Here is a 19,588-nt window from a genome sequence, read left to right on the forward strand (position 1 = left end):
AGCGTTTTTGGCTGAAAAATAGAAATCCACACTAAAGAATGAGTTTATCCCAAATGAAAAAACATTTTCAATTTATCGTTTTTACTGCTTTCATGATTGGATCTGTTGAGGTTTCATATGCTGACTTTGGTTTTATTCAAGATAAGGATGGGTACGTTAATGTACGAGGAAATTCAAGTTTAAATTCTAAAGTTACGTCCAAATTAAATAATAATGAAATTGTTTCTTGTGTGATGGATGAGGGGACAAATAATTTTTGTTTAGTTAATGCAAGTAATGGTGTAACTGGATTTGTCTACAAAAATAGAATAAATAATTTTAGTGGTTACACTTCTATTAAGCTATCTCAATATTCTAGAGAAAAAGCTGTTTATAATGATAAAAATATAATAGTAGAAGTGTATGCAAAAAAAGCTATATTAGATCCTAAACTTTATAAAAATTTTAAAGGTGAATATAAGTATTTTAATGATAAAAAATTCTTTGGTACTGATGGTAGTTTACCTAATAATGATTTTTTACAACTTGATAAAATCATAATTAAGGATAAAGATAAGAAAATAGAAATTGGTAAAAGTGATATAGAGCAATACTTTTTTCCTAAAAATGGTATAGATGGTGACAAGAACGAGCTTGCTGATTTTAAAATATATTATTTAAATAATAATATTTATATTTTAAATACTTTTAATAATAGTGGTGCAGCAGCTTATAATATTGTTTTAAATATAAAAAATGGAAAAGTAGTTGCCAATAAAGCTTGGAAGGTTGAAATTTAAAATATTTTCGTTCTTCTACAAAGCTAATTAATTAAAAAAACCCAACAAAAGTTGGGCTTTTTTTACGTCTCTACAATTCCTTCTAAATCTTCGAGCGTATAGTTCGGCATATCAATAATATGAGTTTGAATACCCTCTTGAACATAATCATTCACATGAGGATATAACCAGCGAGTGATCTGTTCGGCAACACTTGAGTGATACTGAATTTCAAAGTGATTTAAACCATAAAACACGGCTTTATGTGAGTCTGGAACTTTAAGCTGAAAACGTGGGTTAGGGTGTTCGCCTAGCGCGCTTTTTACACTCACTAAGTAGTCGCCAATGACAGTCAACGCTTTATTGCGGACCTTTTCAAATTCTAAGGTCCCTGCCACTAAAAAGGTGTTGATATGGGAAGGTAGCGGAGCAGGTGCACGGTTATCATCCATCATACCAATTCGGGCATCCATATATTCCCAGTCGTCATCACGAACGCTACCGTGGCGTAAGTCTAAAATGCCATTACTACGAATATTAACCAGTTGACCGAGTAAACCTACGAAAGGGAATGCCCCAAGTTTATCTTGTATGGTAAAGCCAAAGCGCTCTAAAACTGCCCCATGATGTGGAGAGCCAATACAGACTAGATTCTCGACCATATGAATCCATTGATACATATTTTGTTTGCCATAAAACAAGGCACTGCGAGAGACCAGTCCGCCCATACTATGGCCAATGATATCAATGCTGGTAATTCTTGGATTACGTTGTACTAAATCTTCTAATAAGTTCGAAAAACTGCGTCCATTGGCTGAAATGCGTCGGCCTGTATTGTAATTTAAATACAACATAGTGTTATGGTCACGCTGCGCTAACAGGCGCTCACCAATTCCACCATAATGGGCATTCGACCAAGTCAGATGGTTCATACACAAACCATGGACCAAAATTACAATACGGCCCGCAAGTTCCCCTTGTTGTATTGCACCGTAATGATCGTATAGCACCATGGGTAAGGCGAGAGGGCTGTGCTGTTTCAGTAGATAATCCCCAAAAATCCCATTCAAAATGCCGACTAAAAAATGTAGGCTTGGGGTGAGTGGTTTTTCGTGAAGTGTCGGATATTTTTCAATAATGTGACGTAAACTTGGTGCTAAAAAACAGCTACCGTATTTTTGTAAAGCGCCATAAGAAAGCTGATATGCCTTTTGCACAAATGGTCGTTTTTGAAAGTTTTTAGCATTTTGTGTGCTAATACCAAAAGCATTTTTTAATACTTCAATATTAATAACTTGAATTAATTCATGTACACCATTTAAGCTGGTACTGAACAGTTGAGCTAAACCTTCTAATACGTCTGCCTGACTCGGTGGCGTACGATCCCATTTACAATAAGTTTCATGTAGTGGTGTTAAGCTCGGCATATCTTTTCCCCATATACGTTATAACCGACGTTTTAAGCTGTACTTTTTATCAACGGCAGCTAACGTTTCCATCTTAGTAGTTTAAATAACACATGTTTTTAAAATACTGATGAATGGTTAGTTGAGTGGTTTTTCTTGTCTGACAATAGTGTTTTTATATACAAACTGAGAACAAAAATGTGAGTTTATTCTCAATTTAGAGGGAAAATATATGAATATTATCTACCTCCATGGCTTTAACAGTAGCTCTCTTTCAATTAAAGGGCTGAGCCTTAAGCAGTATTGTAGCGAATTGGGCATAAATGTGCATTTGCCAGACTTAAACAGATCTCCCGATCTAGTGGTAGAGCAAGTTTCAGCGCTGATTAAATCTTTACAAGACGTGGCTTTAGTGGGCAGTAGCCTCGGCGGTTTTTTTGCGACATATTTTGTCGCGAAATATAATATTCCAGCTGTACTGATTAATCCTGCTATGCAACCATGGAAGTTGTTTGATGAGTTATTCCAAGTTGAAAGCATGCCCTACGTGGTGAATGATCAATGGTCAATTGACCATGTTCAGTTACGGCAGTTAGAACAACTGGAACAGAAACAGCCTGAAAATGCCGACAAAATACTCGTCTTATTGCAACAAGGCGACGAAATTTTGGATTATCGTCAAGCACAACGCTATTATAGTGCTGCAACGCCATCCTCATTGATTTTGACGGATGCTCATGGCAATCATGCTATGGAAGATTTTGAAGAAAAATTACCGTTAGTGATCGAATTCTTTGCGCACACCATCAAATAAGGAAAACGTACAACGTGACACAATATACGGCTCAATCGCTTGAAGTCCTTTCTGGTTTAGACCCTGTTCGTCGTCGTCCAGGGATGTATACCGATACGACTCGACCTAACCATTTAGCCCAAGAAGTGATCGATAATGCTGTTGATGAAGCATTAGCTGGTCATGCCGACAAAATATGTGTCACGGTTTATAAAGATGGTTCATTGTCGGTTGAAGATAACGGCCGTGGTATGCCGGTCGATATACATCCTGAATATGGCCAAAGTGGTATCGAAATCATTCTGACCAAGCTGCATGCCGGTGGTAAATTCAGTACCGATAACTACCAATTTTCAGGTGGTTTACATGGTGTGGGGATTTCGGTTGTAAACGCTTTATCAACACGTGTTGAGGTCGAAGTTCAACGTCAGGGTAACCTATATCAAATGGCTTTTGAGCAAGGTGAACCCGTAGCACCTTTAGCTGTTCTTGAGGGTAAAGCACCAAAACGTGCGACAGGTACAACTGTACATTTTTGGCCAGAAGCGAAATATTTTGATAGTCCAAAATTTGCTTTAAAGGCGCTTAAACACAATTTAAAAGCCAAAGCTGTTTTAGCGGCTGGTTTAAAAATTATTTATATTGATCAAATTAACGATGAAAAAATCGAATGGCAATTTGAAAATGGCCTCGTCGATTATTTGATGGATGAATTGCAAGACCGCGAAATCTTGCCAAACCCTGCTTTTGTGAGCAGTGGTCAGGCAGACCGTGCGGCGTGTGAATTTGCAATTTGTTGGAATGTAGAAGGCGGCGAGCAGGTTCAAGAAAGTTACGTCAACTTAATTCCAACTGCACAAGGCGGTACTCATGTGAACGGTTTACGTTCAGGTGTTACCGAGGCATTGCGCGAGTTCTGTGAGTTACGTAATTTGCTACCACGAAACCTCAAGCTTTCGGCAGAAGATGTTTGGGATGGTGTGAACTATATCTTGTCGCTCAAGTTCCAAGAGCCTCAGTTTTCAGGTCAAACCAAAGAGCGTCTTTCGAGTCGTGAAGCATCAAATATTGTTTTAAATATTGCTAAAGATGCTTTCGCACTCTGGCTCAACCAACATGCTGAAATTGCCATGCAACTTGCTGAAATGGCAATTTCTAAAGCAGGGCGCCGTTTAAAAGCTGCGAAAAAAGTTGAGCGTAAAAAGATTGTTTCTGGCCCGGCTTTACCGGGTAAGCTGGCGGACTGCGTGGGCCAAACACGTGAAGAAAGTGAACTCTTTATTGTTGAGGGTGACTCTGCGGGCGGTAGTGCCAAGCAGGCGCGCGATAAAAACTTTCAAGCGATCATGCCAATTCGTGGAAAAATCTTAAATACGTGGGAAGTTTCTTCAGATGAAGTATTGGCTTCTCAAGAGGTCCACGACATTGCGATTGCGATTGGTGTAGACCCAGGCAGTGATGATTTATCAGAACTGCGTTATGGCAAAATCTGTATTTTGGCCGATGCCGACTCGGACGGTTTACACATTGCGACTTTGCTTTGTGCTTTATTCGTTAAACACTTCCCAGCATTGGTTGAAGAAGGACATTTGTATGTGGCAATGCCACCATTGTTCCGTATCGATATTGGTAAAGATGTTCATTACGCGCTTGATGATGATGAACTTGAAACTATTTTGAAAAATATTAAAGGTAATCGTAATCCGCAAATTACCCGATTCAAAGGATTGGGTGAGATGAACGCGATTCAACTACGTGAAACCACGATGGATCCTAATACTCGCCGCTTGGTTCAATTAGATCTTGATGATGCCCATTTTACGGCGGGTTTACTCGACAAGTTGCTTGCGAAAAAACGCTCGGCAGATCGTAAACAGTGGCTTGAGCAGAAGGGTAACTTAGCTGATATCACTGTCTAAAAAGGCATAAAAAATCCCCGCTCAATTGGCGGGGATTTTTTATATAAACCTAAATTGTTAGAAATCACCACAACGGTTTCTGCCATTCATTAAAGTAAAAATAGACAGATCTGTATATTTTAATTTAGGCGGTAATTTTTATAACCTGTTGAAATTGAAAAACATCACAATTTGCTCCACCTCCAATTCGATCTACCACTGCAAAATCACTGGGTGCCTCGAAGGTAAGCAAAGGATGATGCCATGTGCCTGCCCGATAATTGATACTTTGCTTCCCATTTGAAACAAATGCACATAGCTTTGAAATTTCGGGAGTATTCTCGTCTAAAGCGGGCGCCACAATAATTAAAAACTTTTGTTGCTGTAATGGAATAAATGCTTGAGAACCTTTCGGATGGCGCTCTAGCATTGAAATTTCCAGAGGCAGCACACTAGCTTTAATATTACGGAAAATACTAATTCCTGCCTTTGCTTCACCTTCAATTTCAGTTTCAACAAGCGCATGGTAGCGCTCGGTATGGGCATCATTAATATGAAAAAAGTCATGCCCGTCACAACAGATGACTTCTCCGAAAGGCTGGAAGTTTTCAATAGTTAAGGGCTGAATTTGAATATTACTCATCATCATGACTTAGCAATTTTTCCCCATAAACGAACACGGCTAATACCACCATCCGGAATCATGTTAATACGAATATGCGAGATTTTTTCATGCTGTAAAATCTCATTCACATATTCATGAATATGGTCCATTTGCATCGGTTGGGCTTCGAGTAAGTAAGACCAAAACATACTTTGAGGAATTAACTGTGCATCGGTTGCATTTTCGAGGTAAACCGCCTGAATAGATACTTGGGCAGGGAAGTTCCCTTTAAAATGAGCTGTATCAATTTCAAGCTTTTCAATTTTTCCGCTTTTACCCAACGCAAGAATACACCAGTCATAACCCGGTGCACGGCGGCGTTTGGTTTCCCATCCATCGCCCATATTGACTCCGCGGCCTGGGTTAATCAAATTACGCGGGTGTCCAAAGTGCGCATCGCTATAGGCAACTACACGACCACCATTTTCGAGAGCCAATAAATCGAGAGCTTGTTGGCTGTCAGTTACCTGAATATGAACATCTCCATAGACACGCAAACGGGCAATACCACCATCAGGGAAAATGTTGAGACGTATATGAGTGAAAAGTGCATCATTATTGACCATAAAAATATGATGCTGGCTTGGGCCTAGTTCAGTATTTCCTAAAACATCCTCCCATTTTGCCCCTGACAGGTCGCCATTTGGTGCATAACATGCTTCTAATGATGCAGATGCAGGATAATTTCCTGTAAAAAAGCTGGTATCAATATCAAGTGCAGTGATTTTTCCACTTACACCTAACTTCACGATACACCAATCATAGCCTGCGTGACGTTTACGTCGCGTTTCCCATCCGTCCATCCATTTGCCGTTGTCATCAAATTTATCTTCAACAAAAATAGGTGCATCAAATTGCAGCATACGCTTTGCTTCTGCAAAGAAATCATCTGAACACTCAATGACTTGTGCACCAATTCGGGCATCTGCCAAATTGGTTTTCGTATTCAAAATCTCAGGAAGTTCAAAAGCTGGAGCGTGCAATGTTGCCATAGTGGAGTATCCGTATTTCTTGTTAAAAACATGATTTTTCATTTAAAACTGCGCTAACACGGAGCGTGCCGAAACGAGTTTTATACATAAATATATAAGCATGGTGCATGCCAGTTTTGTGGAAAAGCTAAATAAATTTTGAACGATGGCATGTTTTTAGCATAAGCACCCTATAGGTGAATATCTATAGGAGAGTGTTATGAATGTGGTGATTATTGGTGCAGGAATGGGAGGTCTAACCACAGGCATTGCATTAAAGAAATTTGGTCACCAAGTTCGCATTTTTGAGCAAACTGAAAAAATTCTTCCTGTCGGCGCGGCAATTTCGCTGTGGTCGAATGGTGTGAAATGTCTGAACTATCTGGGATTAACTGACAAAATCGCCAAACTTGGTGGACAAATGGATGATTTGGCCTATGTGGACGGTCTAACTGGAGATGTGATGACACAATTCAGTTTACTGCCATTAATTGAAGAAGTGGGCCAAAGACCTTATCCAGTTGCACGTGCTGATTTACAAAATATGTTGATGGATGAATTTGGTCGTGATCAGATTTATCTAGGCAAAAAAATGGTCAGCCTTGAGGACAAAGCTGATTATGTCGAGGTTCATTTTGCAGATGGTAGCTCGACGCAGGCCGATCTATTAATTGGGGCGGATGGCACTCATTCACTTACACGAACCTATGTGTTGGGGCAGCAAGTACAGCGTCGTTACGCAGGTTATGTAAATTGGAATGGTTTGGTTGAGATCTCTGAAGATTTGGCTCCGGCACAGCAATGGACGACTTATGTGGGTGAAGGCAAGCGTGCCTCCCTAATGCCAGTTGCAGATGGAAAGTTCTATTTCTTTTTAGATGTCCCTTTACCAGCAGGGTTAGATAATAATCGAGATGAATATAAAAAACTTTTAAAACAATATTTTGTTGATTGGTGCCAACCCGTACAGCAGCTTATTGAACGCTTAGACCCGCAAAAGACCAATCGGGTAGAAATACATGATATTGAACCGTTCACTCAATTTTATAAAGGTCGCGTGGTGATTTTGGGTGATGCTGCGCACAGCACGACACCTGATATTGGACAAGGCGGTTGCCAAGCGATGGAGGATGCGATTTATTTAGCGCGTTCTCTGCAAATTAATACTTTGGGGCTAGAGGATGCTTTACGACGTTATCAAAACAAGCGCAATGAACGTGCCAATGAGTTGGTGCTTCGTGCACGCAAACGTTGTGATGTGACACATATGAAAGATGAAGCCGTTACACAAGCGTGGTATGCAGAATTACGCCGTGAACAAGGCGGACATATTATGCAGGGGATTATTAGCAATATTGTAGGTAATCCACTTGATTAAAAACAAAAACAGCAAGGAATTTTCCTTGCTGTTTTATCTTCTAAATAAAAATTTTAGAAGTGGTATTTAACCAATGCACTAACGTTATTTTCGTCGGCACCTTTAATACCAAATTTGTTATTCCACACTGAGTGCTCGATACCGAGGTATAAACGCGTATCAGGAGAAATGTGTTTACCTACATTCCATTTCCATTGAGTTGTCCAGTTCAACTCGCTTGCATGGTCATCTTCAGCGGTTGACCAGTCAAGGAAACCATCTACCAAGAAATCTTCAGATCCTAATTTTAATGGAATGCCGTAAACGAATGTCATTTGATAATCGTCGTCAGTTTTCTCATTATTTGCACGGTAGAAGTTTAAATTCGCATATTGGAAATATGGGATATCTAAATCAACTGCAAAACCATACAAGAAATTGTCGAAGTTATTGCCGTTTTGAGAGTTACTCTCCCAAGTCGTACTAATCAACACATCTTTTACTGGGCCATATGCCAGTTTTTTACCAGACACTTCACCTAAGCTTAAACGTGGTGATAACTCAAAATAAGTACTTTTATAGTCATCTTCGCCACGCATGCGGTCTAAGAAAAAGAATACATCAGCGTATTTAACTTTCGCTGCATATTCCAAAGTAATCGTGGTTTCTTTGTCATCTACAACTTCATAGTTTTCACCATAAAGTCCAGTCACACTAAAATCTTGCCAGATTGGTTTTGCCTGAACCATGGCAGTTGCAGATAACAAGGTACAAGTCGCCGCAAGTTGCTTTAATTGCATTTAAATGATCTCCCCCCAAATAAAGCACGCTAAGGATACAGGGTCTTAAGCAAAAATGAAGCCAAATTTGATCAACGGTTAAAAAAAAGCCCACCGAAGTGGGGCGCTAAAAAGTAAATCTTTAATGAGTATTTCTTGTGTTTATTGTTTGGCTCAAATGCGGGGTACGCGAGCTACGAAATGAAGGTAAATGATTAAATAATAAATTCAATAAGATAGCAAAGATACAAGTTGAACTAATGCCCGAATGGAACAAAGTTTGTACCCAAACAGGGAAATGAGCATAAAACTCATGGTTAATAATTGGGATCATCCCAGCTGATAAAGCGGTTGCGACAATAATTAAATTTTTCTGATCGTTATAATCTATTTTTGCCAAAGTGCGGATTCCACTCGCTGCAACCGACCCAAACAAGACCAAACCTGCACCACCAAGTACGGGCATTGGAATCGCTGCAATCAAACGACCCATAACAGGTAGTAGGCCTAAAATAATAAGAATCACACCACCTGCTGCGACTACAAAGCGGCTTTTGATGCCTGTAATCGCAACCAGTCCAACATTTTGGGCAAAAGCACTTTGCATGAAAGAGCCAAAGATAGGCGCAAAAGCACTCGAAAACATATCGGCACGTACGCCATTGGCGATTCGTTTAGAATCGACTTCAGTTCCTACAATGTCTCCGACAGCAATAATATCGGCTGTGGTTTCCGTCATAATCACTAAGGTAACGATTAGCATCGATAAAATTGCACTGAGCTCGAAAGTCGGTAAACCAAATGCAAATAAGTGTGGAAATTGAAGCCATGCGCCTGAACTCACTTGACTAAAATCACCAAAACCCATGAAGTAGGCGAGGGTGGTACCAGCCACAATAGCCAACAAAATTGATAAACGACGAATACTTGCTTGCGGCAGCATATTTAGAACGATCACAATGCCTAAGGTCAGTAAGGCCAAAGAGATATTTTCTACGCTACCCCAGTCGGGCGCTTTGTTGTTGCCACCCATCATCCAGCGAATCGCAACAGGCAACAAAGAAAGACCAATAATCGTGATAACGCATCCTGTCACAACAGGTGGGAAAAACCGAATAATTTTTGAAAAGTAAGGTGCAAGGCATAGTCCAATTAGAGAGGCTGCAATGACCGCGCCGTAGACAGCAGGCAAACCACCGCCTGTAGTGATAATGGCAACCATGGTCGCCACACCTGCAAAGGATACCCCCTGAACTAAAGGTAACTTTGCCCCTAGATATTTGGTTCCGATTGTTTGAATCAGTGTTGCCAATCCACCTACAAATAGGGCTGCTGCGATTAACATTCCGACTTGTGCTGAGCTTAATCCTGCCGCTGTTCCAATAATGAGGGGCGGAGCCACAATGCCACCATACATGGTAAGCACATGCTGCAAACCGTAAGCAAAACTTTTGGAAATTCCTAAATATTCATGCTCTGGAGAAATCGCATTTTTTTGCTGATGATTCATATTTTTCTCCTATTTATATTTGAGTTAGCTGCCGCGATAAGTGGAGTAAGCAAATGGGCTGATCAGTAATGGAATGTGATAATGCTGATTGGGGTCTTCTATAAAAAATTGGATACAAACACGCGGGAAAAAAGTTTTGACTTGCTGCGATGAAAAATAAGGCGCAATTTCAAATTCAAGTTGATAAGCACCTTCTGCAAAGTCTGTTATTCCAAAATCACTCACTCGACCATCTTGATTGGTGGTTGCTGTCGCTATCAGCTCATGGGTTGCTGCATGAAACAACTTCACTTCTACGTCTGCAGCCGGTTTACCTAAATTCGTATCTAAAATATGAGTGCTGATCATGCTTGTATTTCCTGAGATAGACGTAATAGAGCAATCGCTGCGAGTTGCTCATGTACAATTGTTTTTTCGATAGCCAAGTCGTTTTTTAGTCGTTCATGTAGCTTTTTTAAAATTTCATCGCTACTGAGGCCTGCCGCTTTAATTAAAAAAATAAAGCCAAACTTTTGTTCATAATCAAGATTACCTTGCAGCAGAGCTTGTTGGGTTTGTTCATCTAAAGAAATGCCAGCTTGTTCCTGATTTGAAAAATCTTGCTCTTTTGCATTGAGTTGTTTTTTAGCTTGGCGTTCACCAATTTTTGGATGGGTGGCTAATGCCGCTAGTATCTCTTGCCATGACCACATTTGACTTAACTGTTCTGCATATTCCAAAAGAGATGCTTTTGTTGAATAGGGACGATTTGAGATGATTTTTTCGGCCCATGCTTGAATGTGGACACAGTTTTTTAACAAAGTCTTGAGCTGTTCTGGTGAGGCTTGATTAAACTCGGCTAAAAACACTGTTATTCCTAAACTCGTTGTCTTGATATAAAGTTTTAGCAATAACAGTGCCAATAGCGAGTTTTAATTCGCTTAAGGATTTTGAAAATTAAAAATCAATTATTTAGTTATGTGATTTTTATACCAATGTTCGGCAATATCCTGACGACGACATACCCACACTCGATCATGCATTTGGATATAGTCGAGAAACTTTTGTAGTGCTTTAAAACGGCCTGGACGCCCTAAAATACGGCAATGCATTCCAATTGACATCATTTTTGGTGCAGTTTCTCCTTCGGCATACAACACATCAAAACTATCTTTTAAATATTGAAAAAACTGTTCTGAGCTATTAAATCCACCCGGTGAGCAGAATTTCATGTCGTTACATTCCAAAGTATAAGGAATAATCAGATGAGGGCGTGATGCACCACCAGCATCGGTGAGCGTTGTCCAAAAAGGCAGGTCATCACCATAATAATCAGAGTCATATTGAATTTGCGGAAACTCTGCGAGTAACTGACGTGTATTGGGACTGTCACGTCCGGTGTACCAACCTATCACTTTATTTTCAAATAAGTTTTCTAAAACAGATAAGGCTTGTTCCATATGCTGTTTTTCGACTTCAATATCGGTATCTTGATAGTGAAGCCAGCGGTAGCCATGAGAAACCACGTCATAATCAGCTTGTTTAATCGCTTCTACAATATAAGGGTTGCGGGCAAGCGCCATTGCCACTCCAAAAATGGTCATTGGAAGTTTGCGCTTTTGGAACTCATTATGAATGCGCCAAAAACCAGCACGTGAACCATATTCGTACATCGAGTCCATCGACATATGTTTGGCTGGGTAACTTGCAGCGCCAATAATCTCTGATAAAAACTGTTCTGAACCATCATCGCCGTGCTCAATATGTTTTTCGCCACCTTCTTCATAATTAAGAACAAATTGCACAGCAACCTTGGCATTATTAGGCCATTTAACCTGTGGAGGTTGTCCGTGATAACCGATCAAATCACGTGAATAAGGAGACTTTTGAATTTGCTCAATGAGCTCGGCTCCAGATAGATAAGATTTGGACACGATTGCTCTCCTTTTGTTCAATTTTTCATAAAAATTTAAAAAATCAGCTTGCATATTTTTATAGATGGACTGATATTGAAGATATGAAGATCTTCAAAATAAATTAAAACCAGTACGTTTAAGTCAGGAGATAACAAACCATTACACCATCAAAATGTACAATTGAAGTCAGTTCATGCATGCTTAAAACATGCCAACATAAAAAAGTTTTGCATAGAAAAGATCCACAGTAAGAAAGAGAGGATGGTATTTATGAATATTGAAATCCGCACAGATAAAAACATCCATAACAGTGAACGTTTAATTACTTATGTACGTGCAGAACTTACTCAAGAATTCCAACGTCATAGCGAACGTATTACGCATTTTTCGGTTCATTTTAGTGATGAAAATGGGGACAAAGGTGGTGACAAAGATATCCACTGTATGATTGAAGCGCGTCCTTCAGGTTTGAAACCAGTTGCAGTGCACCATAAAGCAGGAAATATTGATGCCTCTATTCATGGCGCGATTGAAAAATTAAAACGTAGCCTTGAACATACTTTTGAGAAAAAAGAACACCCGAGAGGTGGACAACCAGAATTCATTGATGATGAAGTCTAATTGAAAACGCTAAAAAGCCCTTCGGGGCTTTTTTTATATTTGATAAAAATAAAACTATTCACAACATTAGGTTTGCAATGCGATGCAATCAACCTCTAAAATCTTCAGATGAGATTAGGCATAATAGTCCTAATATATTTTTGAGAGATGGTCATGTTAACCACCCAGCAGCAAGCTTTAATTAAAGCCATAGAAGAATTAGAACTCGCGCAAGTGCAAAAATTACTTGCTGACGGGCTTGATCCGAACTTTATTGATCCAGAACAAGGACCACCTGTATCAATCATTTGTGACGGAATTTTCAAATGGTGGGAAGATGTATCAGAAGCTTATGAAGCGGGTACACCGTTATCAAAAGAAGAAAAGCAACAAAGATTACAAGTTTATCTCGATATTCTTGAAGCTTTAATTCAAGCCAAAGCCAACGTACACCTTTGGGATGCAGAAGAGTTTTATGGTCCTTTATGGGATGCAGCAAGCTCGGCATGTGCTCCAGCCGTTCAACGTTTACTCGATGAAAAAGTTGACCCAAACACACGTGATGAAGAGGGTCTCACTATTTTATCTTCAATCAGTCAGTTATTCTTTGATTGTGACTTTGATGAAATAGATTGGTCAGAAGCGCTTCAAGAAGAGCGTGAAACACTCGAGTTATTGCGCCAACATGGGGCAAAAATGTCAAAAGAACTAACTACTTGAATGGATAATAGAATGAGAACATTTCAAATTTTAACTTTTGCTCTGACCACTGTTGCTGCAGGAAGTACTTTTGCCGCAGAGTTCTCGTTTGATCGTCCAGGTGCTGGAATGGGAACGGGAATTACTCCTGTAGGTAATTTGGCGTGGGAGCAAGGTTTACCAAGCGTAACCTATACTGAGTCGACTGTTGACGGTGTTAAAGAAAAGACCGTAACCTTAAATCAGGATATGTTATTCCGTACAGGTTTAGCGCGTGATTTAGAATTACAATTAGGATGGCAAGGTCCAGCATGGACTCAAACCAAACGTGCTGGTAAAAAACATGACACTTCAGGCTTTGGTGATGTCAGCATCGGTTTGAAAAAAGCAATTGATCTAAACGATGAAAATTTATCAATGGCTGTGTTAGCTGAAGCGATCATTGCCACTGGAAATGATGAATTTACTGCGCATGACGATATTTATAGCTTAAGTTCAGCAGTCGCTTATAAATATAATGACTTAGTCGGCACATCAATTACCATGCGCTACGAAGTACAAAATAGTAACTGGGCAGTAACTGCAATTCCAACGATTGACTATAAAATCGCAGGTAAGCTATCAGGTTATTCTGAGTTCATTTACCGTAAAGCTGAAAGCCAGGATTATGAGTATGGTTTAGGTACAGGTTTAGTCTACGCCGTAAATAATCGTACACAACTCGATGCAAGTATCGGGGTTGATTTGAATGGTCAAGACAAGAGCTACAATGGTGGCTTAGGCGTGGCGTTCTTGTTCTAAATAAAGCAATTTAAATTTATGTTAATGAAAAAGCTGATTCATCAGGGAATTCTTTATTTTCTAGCAGTTGCTGTTTGTGTGTTTAGCCAGTTGGTTTCTGCGCAAGATAAGCTACTTTCACCCGAACAAGCTTTTTCATTTTCGGTTGAATCTTCTGAGCCGCATACTGCGAGTTTGTCTTGGCAGATTCAGCCAAATTACTATCTCTATCAGCATAAATTTTCCGTACAACAAGGTACTCAACCTTTAGTTTTGAAGTTACCGAAAGCGATTGCCCAATATGATGAAAATTATGGGCAAAGCCAAGTTTATTACAATCAAGTCAATTTCCAAATTAAGACTAAGCCTTCAGAGCACTATAGTGTGACTTGGCAGGGCTGTGCCAAAGACCGTATTTGTTATCCACCCCAGACCATTGAGTTTCAAACCGATGCAGATGGCTTGGTGGGTGTGCAAAACCAAGCAGGAACAGCACCAAAACGATTACTAGATTTAGCGAATACACAATCCGACACCTCCTCGGGTTCAGAATCTTTAGAAAAAGAGCAGAGTACAGAGACAGCAGCTGATCCAACTACACCTCAAATTGCGCAAGATCAGATCTGGTCAGCCAAGTTAATTGAACACTCGCTTTGGTATGGAGTTTTATTATTTTTAGGTTTAGGCATGTTGCTCGCATTTACACCATGCTCTTTACCGATGCTGCCTATTTTAACTTCACTAATCATTCGGGATCATAAAGGGCTAAAGGCTTGGACCATTGCGCTTACTTTTGTGTGTAGCATGGCATTGGTTTACGCAGGCTTAGGTTTAATTGCTTCTTCGGCAGGTTTAAATTTCCAGCGCTGGTTACAACAGCCAGCAACCTTAATTGCTTTTAGTTTGCTGTTTATTGTCTTTGCTCTGAATTTATTCGGTCTGTTTGAGCTTCATTTACCGCAAACATGGTTAAACCGACTTGATCGTATTCAGTCAATGCAACAAGGCGGCACGTTGGTCGGTGCTGGGGTTATGGGTGTCGTTTCTGCGCTTTTGGTGGGTCCTTGTATGACCGCACCTCTCGCTGGAACTTTATTATTTATTTCTCAAACGCAAAATCAGTGGCAAGGTGCTTTGCTTTTATTCTGCCTAGGCTTTGGAATGGGAATTCCGCTATTGCTGGCAAGTATTTTAGGGGCAAAATTCTTGCCTAAAGCGGGCGACTGGATGCATCAGATTAAAGTAATTTTTGCTTTTCTGATGTTGGGATTAAGTCTTTATTTTATTCGTCCTTTGCTGCCAGATTGGGGCATGCAAGTGCTTAGCCTTGTATTAGGCCTTGCTTTTATAGCCTATGCTGTTTATCAGTTTTTCTGGAAAAAAGGGCAACTACAATGGCTCTACGCGATTTTATTATTAATCGTTACACCTTTTGTGGCCTATAACCAATATCAACATATTCAAAATCGAACTTTGCAAAGTTCTAATCATATGGCCGAGTGGCATATTGCAACTACAGCAGCGGACTTTGAGAAAATTTTAGCAGCAGCGCCTACAGATCGGGCTATTGTGGTTGATGTCTATGCAGATTGGTGTGTTGCCTGCCAGCCAATTGAGCACCGTATTTTAAAAGCACCTGAGGTTCAATCTGCTCTTTCACCTTATTATTTAATTAAGCTTGATTTGAGTCATTATGACCAGTCACATGAAGCACTACTCAAACAATGGAATATTTTAGGTCCACCGACCTATCTATTTTTAAGCCCAGAACAAAAAGAGATTCGTGCTTTACGTTTAACTGGTGCTTTTAGTCAGCAAGAACTTTTGCAACAACTTGCGAGCTTGGCAAAACTAAAACAATCATAAGCTATTAACAGCTTCAGTCTGATGAAATGTACGTACCTGATTACGGCCTGAAGCTTTCACCGCGTAGAGAGCTTGGTCAGCCTGCCGAATAACGAGATAAGGATCTTGTGCAAAAGCTGAACTGCTAATTCCAAAACTTGCACTAATATGAATAGGATTGTTTTGAGCGCTACAAACAGGCAGTTCTTGCAAAGCAAGACGACAACGCTCAGCAATTTTCTCTGCTTGAATAATATCGGTGTGAGGGAGTAATAAAATGAACTCCTCTCCACCAAAACGTCCAATAATATCCTCGTTACGTAAATTCTCAGAAAGACATTGAGCAATTTCAATTAAGACCTGATCACCTTGGTGGTGGCCGTATATATCATTAATTTTTTTAAAATGATCGATATCAAGAAGTACCACAGCATAATCAAATTGTTGTTGGTGTAGCGACTCCAAATGCATGTTTAAACTACGTCTATTTAATACATTAGTTAATGGGTCGATTTGGCTTAAACGTTGAATATAAGTTTCTCGCTGACGCCATTGGGTGAGTAATATTTCAAATAAAATAAAACAAGCCAATAAAATCGGCATAATAAAAAAAGCCATGCTCCCTAACCAAAAGGGGTTAGTTTGAGCATGTTCCATAGCCTTAAAATTAAATAGAGGGGCATAAGGCACAGTACCGCTCATACTTAAATATGTACATACAGTTAAAATAATCGTGGCAGGTACAAGGGCGCTATAAACAATTTTTCGATCAAATAACACCAGACCCACTCCAATCGTACCCACATAACCGACCATAGTGGCTGGGCTGATACTGCCAATTAAATATCCATCATGACATAGCATAAGTGCAAAGAACTGCACGCTAATGAAAGGAATAACTTTTTGAGCCCACTCATCATTTTTGTAGTGGTAACATGGAATAATCAAAAGGACTAATAAAAATAGGGTCAATAAATTAAGCCAGATTTGTGATTCAACTAAAGGCAGATTTGCCCATTGCCAAACACTTGGTGTAATTAAAATATAGCCCTTCCATAAAATCCAACTGAAATTCATTGCGCAAGCAAGTGTGAGCATCAGTGCGCTTTTTTGTAATGGCGTCCAGTTGATGATGTGATTATTGTGGATGAAATCGATTATCACCTGTTTTATACTATTTACGAGATAAGTGATTAAACGATTTTTCATAATAAATAAGGGCTCCTAAATATAGATGCCTCTTTGTTAGACCATCCTAAAATTGGATTTTTTCAATAATTTATATTTTAAACATAACATGATTTTCAATTTATATATGATGACTTTTTATAAAGAAAATGATGTGAAAAGTTTTGAAGCCTATTCACATCATTTATAAATAAATTAAGTTTTATCCAGTTCGTGGGCAAATTCAGCAATATCTGCCAATGCTTGTTTTGCTTCATCAAACCACGCATTGAACATCTGGAAGTTATGCCACATGCCCGTATAAAGTTTGAATTGAACTTTAACGCCAGCCTCTTCAGCTTTTTCTCTAAAACGCTTGGCATCGTCTAATAAGATTTCTTTAGAACCTACTTGAACCAAAGTTGGTGGTAGGCCATGCAAGTCCTCGAAAATAGGCGAAACGCGTGGGTCATCGGCTGCGATATGATTGCCTATATAGTACTGAGTGCCTGTTTGTAGGGCCTCAATTGATAATAAAGCATCATGTTTTTTGTTAAACCGAAGAGACTCACTTGTGAGTGTTAAATCCAAAAATGGAGACAATAAAATCAGGCCACTCGGCATGAGTTCAGGTTGTTCTTTTAAACGTAAGCAAAGGGCTAGCGCTAAATTTGCTCCGCATGAATCACCCGATAAAATAATATCTTTCGGCTGAATGCCTTGCACCACCAAAGATTGATAGATGTCATACAGAGCTTCGGTTGCCTCAGGGTAGGGATGTTCAGGTGCAAGTGGATAGTCCACATGAATAATCTGCATTTGAGTACGGGCAGCTAAATCCGTCATAAAAGCATGATGTGTTTTGACACTCCCAAGGAAAAAAGCACCGCCGTGAATGTGAAAAATCAGTTGAGTCGCAGAATCTTGTGGTTTGATTTCTTCACCTTTAATGCCTGCTAATCGAATCGGGCGCACAGAAACATTTTTTTGTCGTGGAAAAGCACGACACATTTTATCTAGTACAGGACGTAAGGCAGTAGCCGGCAAATTTAGCTGGCTTGGCTTGCGAATTGTTGTTTTAAGAAAAGTTTCTGTAAAATAATATTTCCAAACATTTGATATATTCATATAGCATCCATTTTTATGCTAGTTTCTTGTTTTCTTGTAAATTTTATTTTGCAAGATTACAAGGTTACACGAAACAGTCACATTCAAAAATTGCAATATCTTTGCGACTTCTGAATACTAAAAATCTTGAAAGACCCAAGGATATTACAAAAATGAAAAAGATTGCTTTAGCTTTAGGACTCATTGGTATGGCTGCATTTGCCAATGCGGCTGATTCACTCAATGGAACGGTATGGAAAACGATTGATGATCAGACCAACAAGCCAAAAGCCGTAGTGAAATTTACGGAACAGAAGGACGGAACCTTAACAGCAACCATCCAAAACATTTTGACACCAGGTGAAGAAAACGCTTGTACAAAATGTGAAGGTCCGTACAAAAACAAACCGCTTAAAGGTGTCACCATTGTACATAATTTAAAAAATGTAGGTGGTAACAGTTATGAAAACGGTACGATTTTAGACCCAAAATCAGGTAAAACTTACAAACTGAAAGGTGAGTTAACTGATGGCGGCAAAAAGCTTAAATTACGTGGTTATATTGGCGTTTCTGCACTTGGTCGTAACCAAACATGGATTCGCGCGAACTAAAAGTTTTAATAAAAAACGAGCCAAATGGCTCGTTTTTTTAGGCTTGAATATTTTGATAGGTGGTTTCATCAAAACCTACAATGAAACCTTGTGAAGTTTTTAAAACAGGTCTTTTAATCAAACTTGGTTGAGCAATGAGTGCTTCAATCAGGTGATCTTCACTGCTTAGAGCACGATTTTGTTCTTCTTCTGAAAGCTTGCGCCAAGTCGTTCCTTTTTTGTTGAGAACGGTATCTTTTCCAATTTCTTTTAACCAGATTTTTAAAGTATCTGCATCAATGCCTTGTTTTTTATAATCATGAAAATCATAGTTAAGCCCTTTAGCCTGTAAGGCATCAAATGCTTTTTTCATTGAGTTACAGTTTTTAATTCCATAAATTTTTAACATTTTATCGGACCATGTCAAAAAGAGAGAGCACACAGCCTAACCCAAAATGCTTTTAATCACTACTTTATACCGATACTTTTAAAACAAATGAAAATTAATGATTAATCGAAAGAGAAATGTCATGTTATTGTCATAAGACAAGGTAATAATGAGCTTAATAAGAAGAAGTTAAAACTAAAAGAACTTAGCGCAAAATAAAAGACAGAAAAGAGAAAACCCGCATTTAATCATCCTGATCATGCGGGTCTCATTTCAACGTCCATTGTCACATCCTTGCAAATAAACTTATCATAAGTTTATTTTATCTTCCTACGGCGTCCTATCCTTTTGCGTCATCCTGACTGCTTCCCTGTGCCGTGG

General features: G+C 39.3%; 20 protein-coding genes. 9 read left to right on the plus strand and 11 right to left on the minus strand.

What is annotated here, in order from left to right:
- The first annotated feature begins 53 nt into the window (after positions 1–53).
- Positions 54–779 carry an SH3 domain-containing protein gene (locus tag SOI76_RS00580; RefSeq protein ID WP_104080016.1) on the plus strand — a complete coding sequence of 242 codons (726 nt, stop codon included), beginning with the start codon at positions 54–56 and terminating at the stop codon, positions 777–779.
- A 62-nt stretch (positions 780–841) separates the two neighbouring features.
- Here SOI76_RS00580 and SOI76_RS00585 read toward each other — a convergent pair whose 3' ends face one another.
- Positions 842–2,185: an alpha/beta fold hydrolase gene (locus tag SOI76_RS00585; RefSeq protein WP_032054527.1), complete on the minus strand. Its 1,344-nt coding sequence runs from the start codon at positions 2,183–2,185 to the stop codon at positions 842–844.
- 211 nt (positions 2,186–2,396) lie between these two features.
- Here SOI76_RS00585 and SOI76_RS00590 point away from each other — a divergent pair, with 211 nt between their 5' ends.
- Entirely contained in the window at positions 2,397–2,978 is a 582-nt protein-coding gene (locus SOI76_RS00590; RefSeq protein ID WP_104080017.1) for a YqiA/YcfP family alpha/beta fold hydrolase, read from the plus strand.
- A 14-nt stretch (positions 2,979–2,992) separates the two neighbouring features.
- Positions 2,993–4,876: a DNA topoisomerase IV subunit B gene (gene parE / locus SOI76_RS00595; protein ID WP_104080018.1), complete on the plus strand. Its 1,884-nt coding sequence runs from the start codon at positions 2,993–2,995 to the stop codon at positions 4,874–4,876.
- A 124-nt stretch (positions 4,877–5,000) separates the two neighbouring features.
- Here the strand turns inward: parE and allA are convergent, their stop codons facing one another.
- Positions 5,001–5,504, minus strand: coding sequence for an ureidoglycolate lyase (gene allA / locus SOI76_RS00600; protein WP_104080019.1), 504 nt, complete (start codon positions 5,502–5,504; stop codon positions 5,001–5,003).
- Positions 5,501–6,511 (minus strand): allantoicase, encoded by a 1,011-nt coding sequence (gene alc / locus SOI76_RS00605; protein ID WP_104080020.1) that lies wholly within the window; start codon positions 6,509–6,511, stop codon positions 5,501–5,503. Before alc ends, allA begins: the two co-directional genes overlap by 4 nt.
- 199 nt (positions 6,512–6,710) lie before the next feature.
- Here alc and hpxO point away from each other — a divergent pair, with 199 nt between their 5' ends.
- Entirely contained in the window at positions 6,711–7,868 is a 1,158-nt protein-coding gene (gene hpxO / locus SOI76_RS00610) for an FAD-dependent urate hydroxylase HpxO (RefSeq protein WP_104080021.1), read from the plus strand.
- Between the two features lie 53 nt (positions 7,869–7,921).
- Here the strand turns inward: hpxO and tsx are convergent, their stop codons facing one another.
- From tsx to puuE, 5 genes are all read right to left on the minus strand, one after another.
- Positions 7,922–8,647, minus strand: a complete 726-nt coding sequence (gene tsx, locus SOI76_RS00615; protein WP_104080022.1) for an outer membrane protein OmpK — start codon at positions 8,645–8,647, stop codon at positions 7,922–7,924.
- A 121-nt stretch (positions 8,648–8,768) separates the two neighbouring features.
- On the minus strand, positions 8,769–10,136 hold the full coding sequence (locus tag SOI76_RS00620) for a nucleobase:cation symporter-2 family protein (RefSeq protein ID WP_104080023.1): 1,368 nt from the start codon (positions 10,134–10,136) through the stop codon (positions 8,769–8,771).
- Positions 10,137–10,160: 24 nt separating this feature from the next.
- Positions 10,161–10,484 (minus strand): hydroxyisourate hydrolase, encoded by a 324-nt coding sequence (gene uraH / locus SOI76_RS00625; RefSeq protein WP_104080024.1) that lies wholly within the window; start codon positions 10,482–10,484, stop codon positions 10,161–10,163.
- Entirely contained in the window at positions 10,481–10,984 is a 504-nt protein-coding gene (gene uraD / locus SOI76_RS00630) for a 2-oxo-4-hydroxy-4-carboxy-5-ureidoimidazoline decarboxylase (RefSeq protein WP_104080025.1), read from the minus strand. Before uraD ends, uraH begins: the two co-directional genes overlap by 4 nt.
- A gap of 99 nt (positions 10,985–11,083) precedes the next feature.
- Positions 11,084–12,049 (minus strand): allantoinase PuuE, encoded by a 966-nt coding sequence (puuE, locus tag SOI76_RS00635; RefSeq protein WP_205668439.1) that lies wholly within the window; start codon positions 12,047–12,049, stop codon positions 11,084–11,086.
- 252 nt (positions 12,050–12,301) lie between these two features.
- Between puuE and SOI76_RS00640 the strand changes: the two genes are divergently transcribed.
- The 4 genes from SOI76_RS00640 (at position 12,302) to dsbD (ending at position 15,976) form a co-directional block, all read left to right on the plus strand.
- Complete coding sequence (locus SOI76_RS00640; RefSeq protein ID WP_001019316.1) at positions 12,302–12,652, plus strand: HPF/RaiA family ribosome-associated protein; 351 nt, start codon at positions 12,302–12,304, stop codon at positions 12,650–12,652.
- A gap of 153 nt (positions 12,653–12,805) precedes the next feature.
- Positions 12,806–13,351: an ankyrin repeat domain-containing protein gene (locus SOI76_RS00645; protein WP_032054517.1), complete on the plus strand. Its 546-nt coding sequence runs from the start codon at positions 12,806–12,808 to the stop codon at positions 13,349–13,351.
- A 12-nt stretch (positions 13,352–13,363) separates the two neighbouring features.
- On the plus strand, positions 13,364–14,131 hold the full coding sequence (locus SOI76_RS00650; protein ID WP_104080027.1) for a transporter: 768 nt from the start codon (positions 13,364–13,366) through the stop codon (positions 14,129–14,131).
- 18 nt (positions 14,132–14,149) lie between these two features.
- Positions 14,150–15,976: a protein-disulfide reductase DsbD gene (gene dsbD / locus SOI76_RS00655; RefSeq protein WP_104080028.1), complete on the plus strand. Its 1,827-nt coding sequence runs from the start codon at positions 14,150–14,152 to the stop codon at positions 15,974–15,976.
- Here dsbD and SOI76_RS00660 read toward each other — a convergent pair.
- On the minus strand, positions 15,971–17,164 hold the full coding sequence (locus SOI76_RS00660; RefSeq protein ID WP_205668440.1) for a GGDEF domain-containing protein: 1,194 nt from the start codon (positions 17,162–17,164) through the stop codon (positions 15,971–15,973). The two genes, dsbD and SOI76_RS00660, sit on opposite strands and share 6 nt — an antisense overlap.
- Before the next feature lie 174 nt (positions 17,165–17,338).
- Positions 17,339–18,250 carry an alpha/beta hydrolase gene (gene est / locus SOI76_RS00665; protein WP_104080029.1) on the minus strand — a complete coding sequence of 304 codons (912 nt, stop codon included), beginning with the start codon at positions 18,248–18,250 and terminating at the stop codon, positions 17,339–17,341.
- 152 nt (positions 18,251–18,402) lie between these two features.
- On the opposite strand from est, the gene SOI76_RS00670 reads away from it, so the two are divergent.
- Positions 18,403–18,840, plus strand: a complete 438-nt coding sequence (locus SOI76_RS00670) for a DUF2147 domain-containing protein (RefSeq protein ID WP_002121971.1) — start codon at positions 18,403–18,405, stop codon at positions 18,838–18,840.
- 37 nt (positions 18,841–18,877) lie between these two features.
- Here SOI76_RS00670 and yffB read toward each other — a convergent pair whose 3' ends face one another.
- The gene (gene yffB, locus SOI76_RS00675; protein WP_069141335.1) at positions 18,878–19,228 is read right to left on the minus strand and encodes an arsenate reductase; all 351 of its coding nucleotides are present in this window, start codon (positions 19,226–19,228) and stop codon (positions 18,878–18,880) included.
- Positions 19,229–19,588 lie beyond the last annotated feature (360 nt).

It is taken from the genome of Acinetobacter pittii, from assembly GCF_034064985.1.
Taxonomy (GTDB): Bacteria; Pseudomonadota; Gammaproteobacteria; order Pseudomonadales; family Moraxellaceae; genus Acinetobacter; species Acinetobacter pittii_H.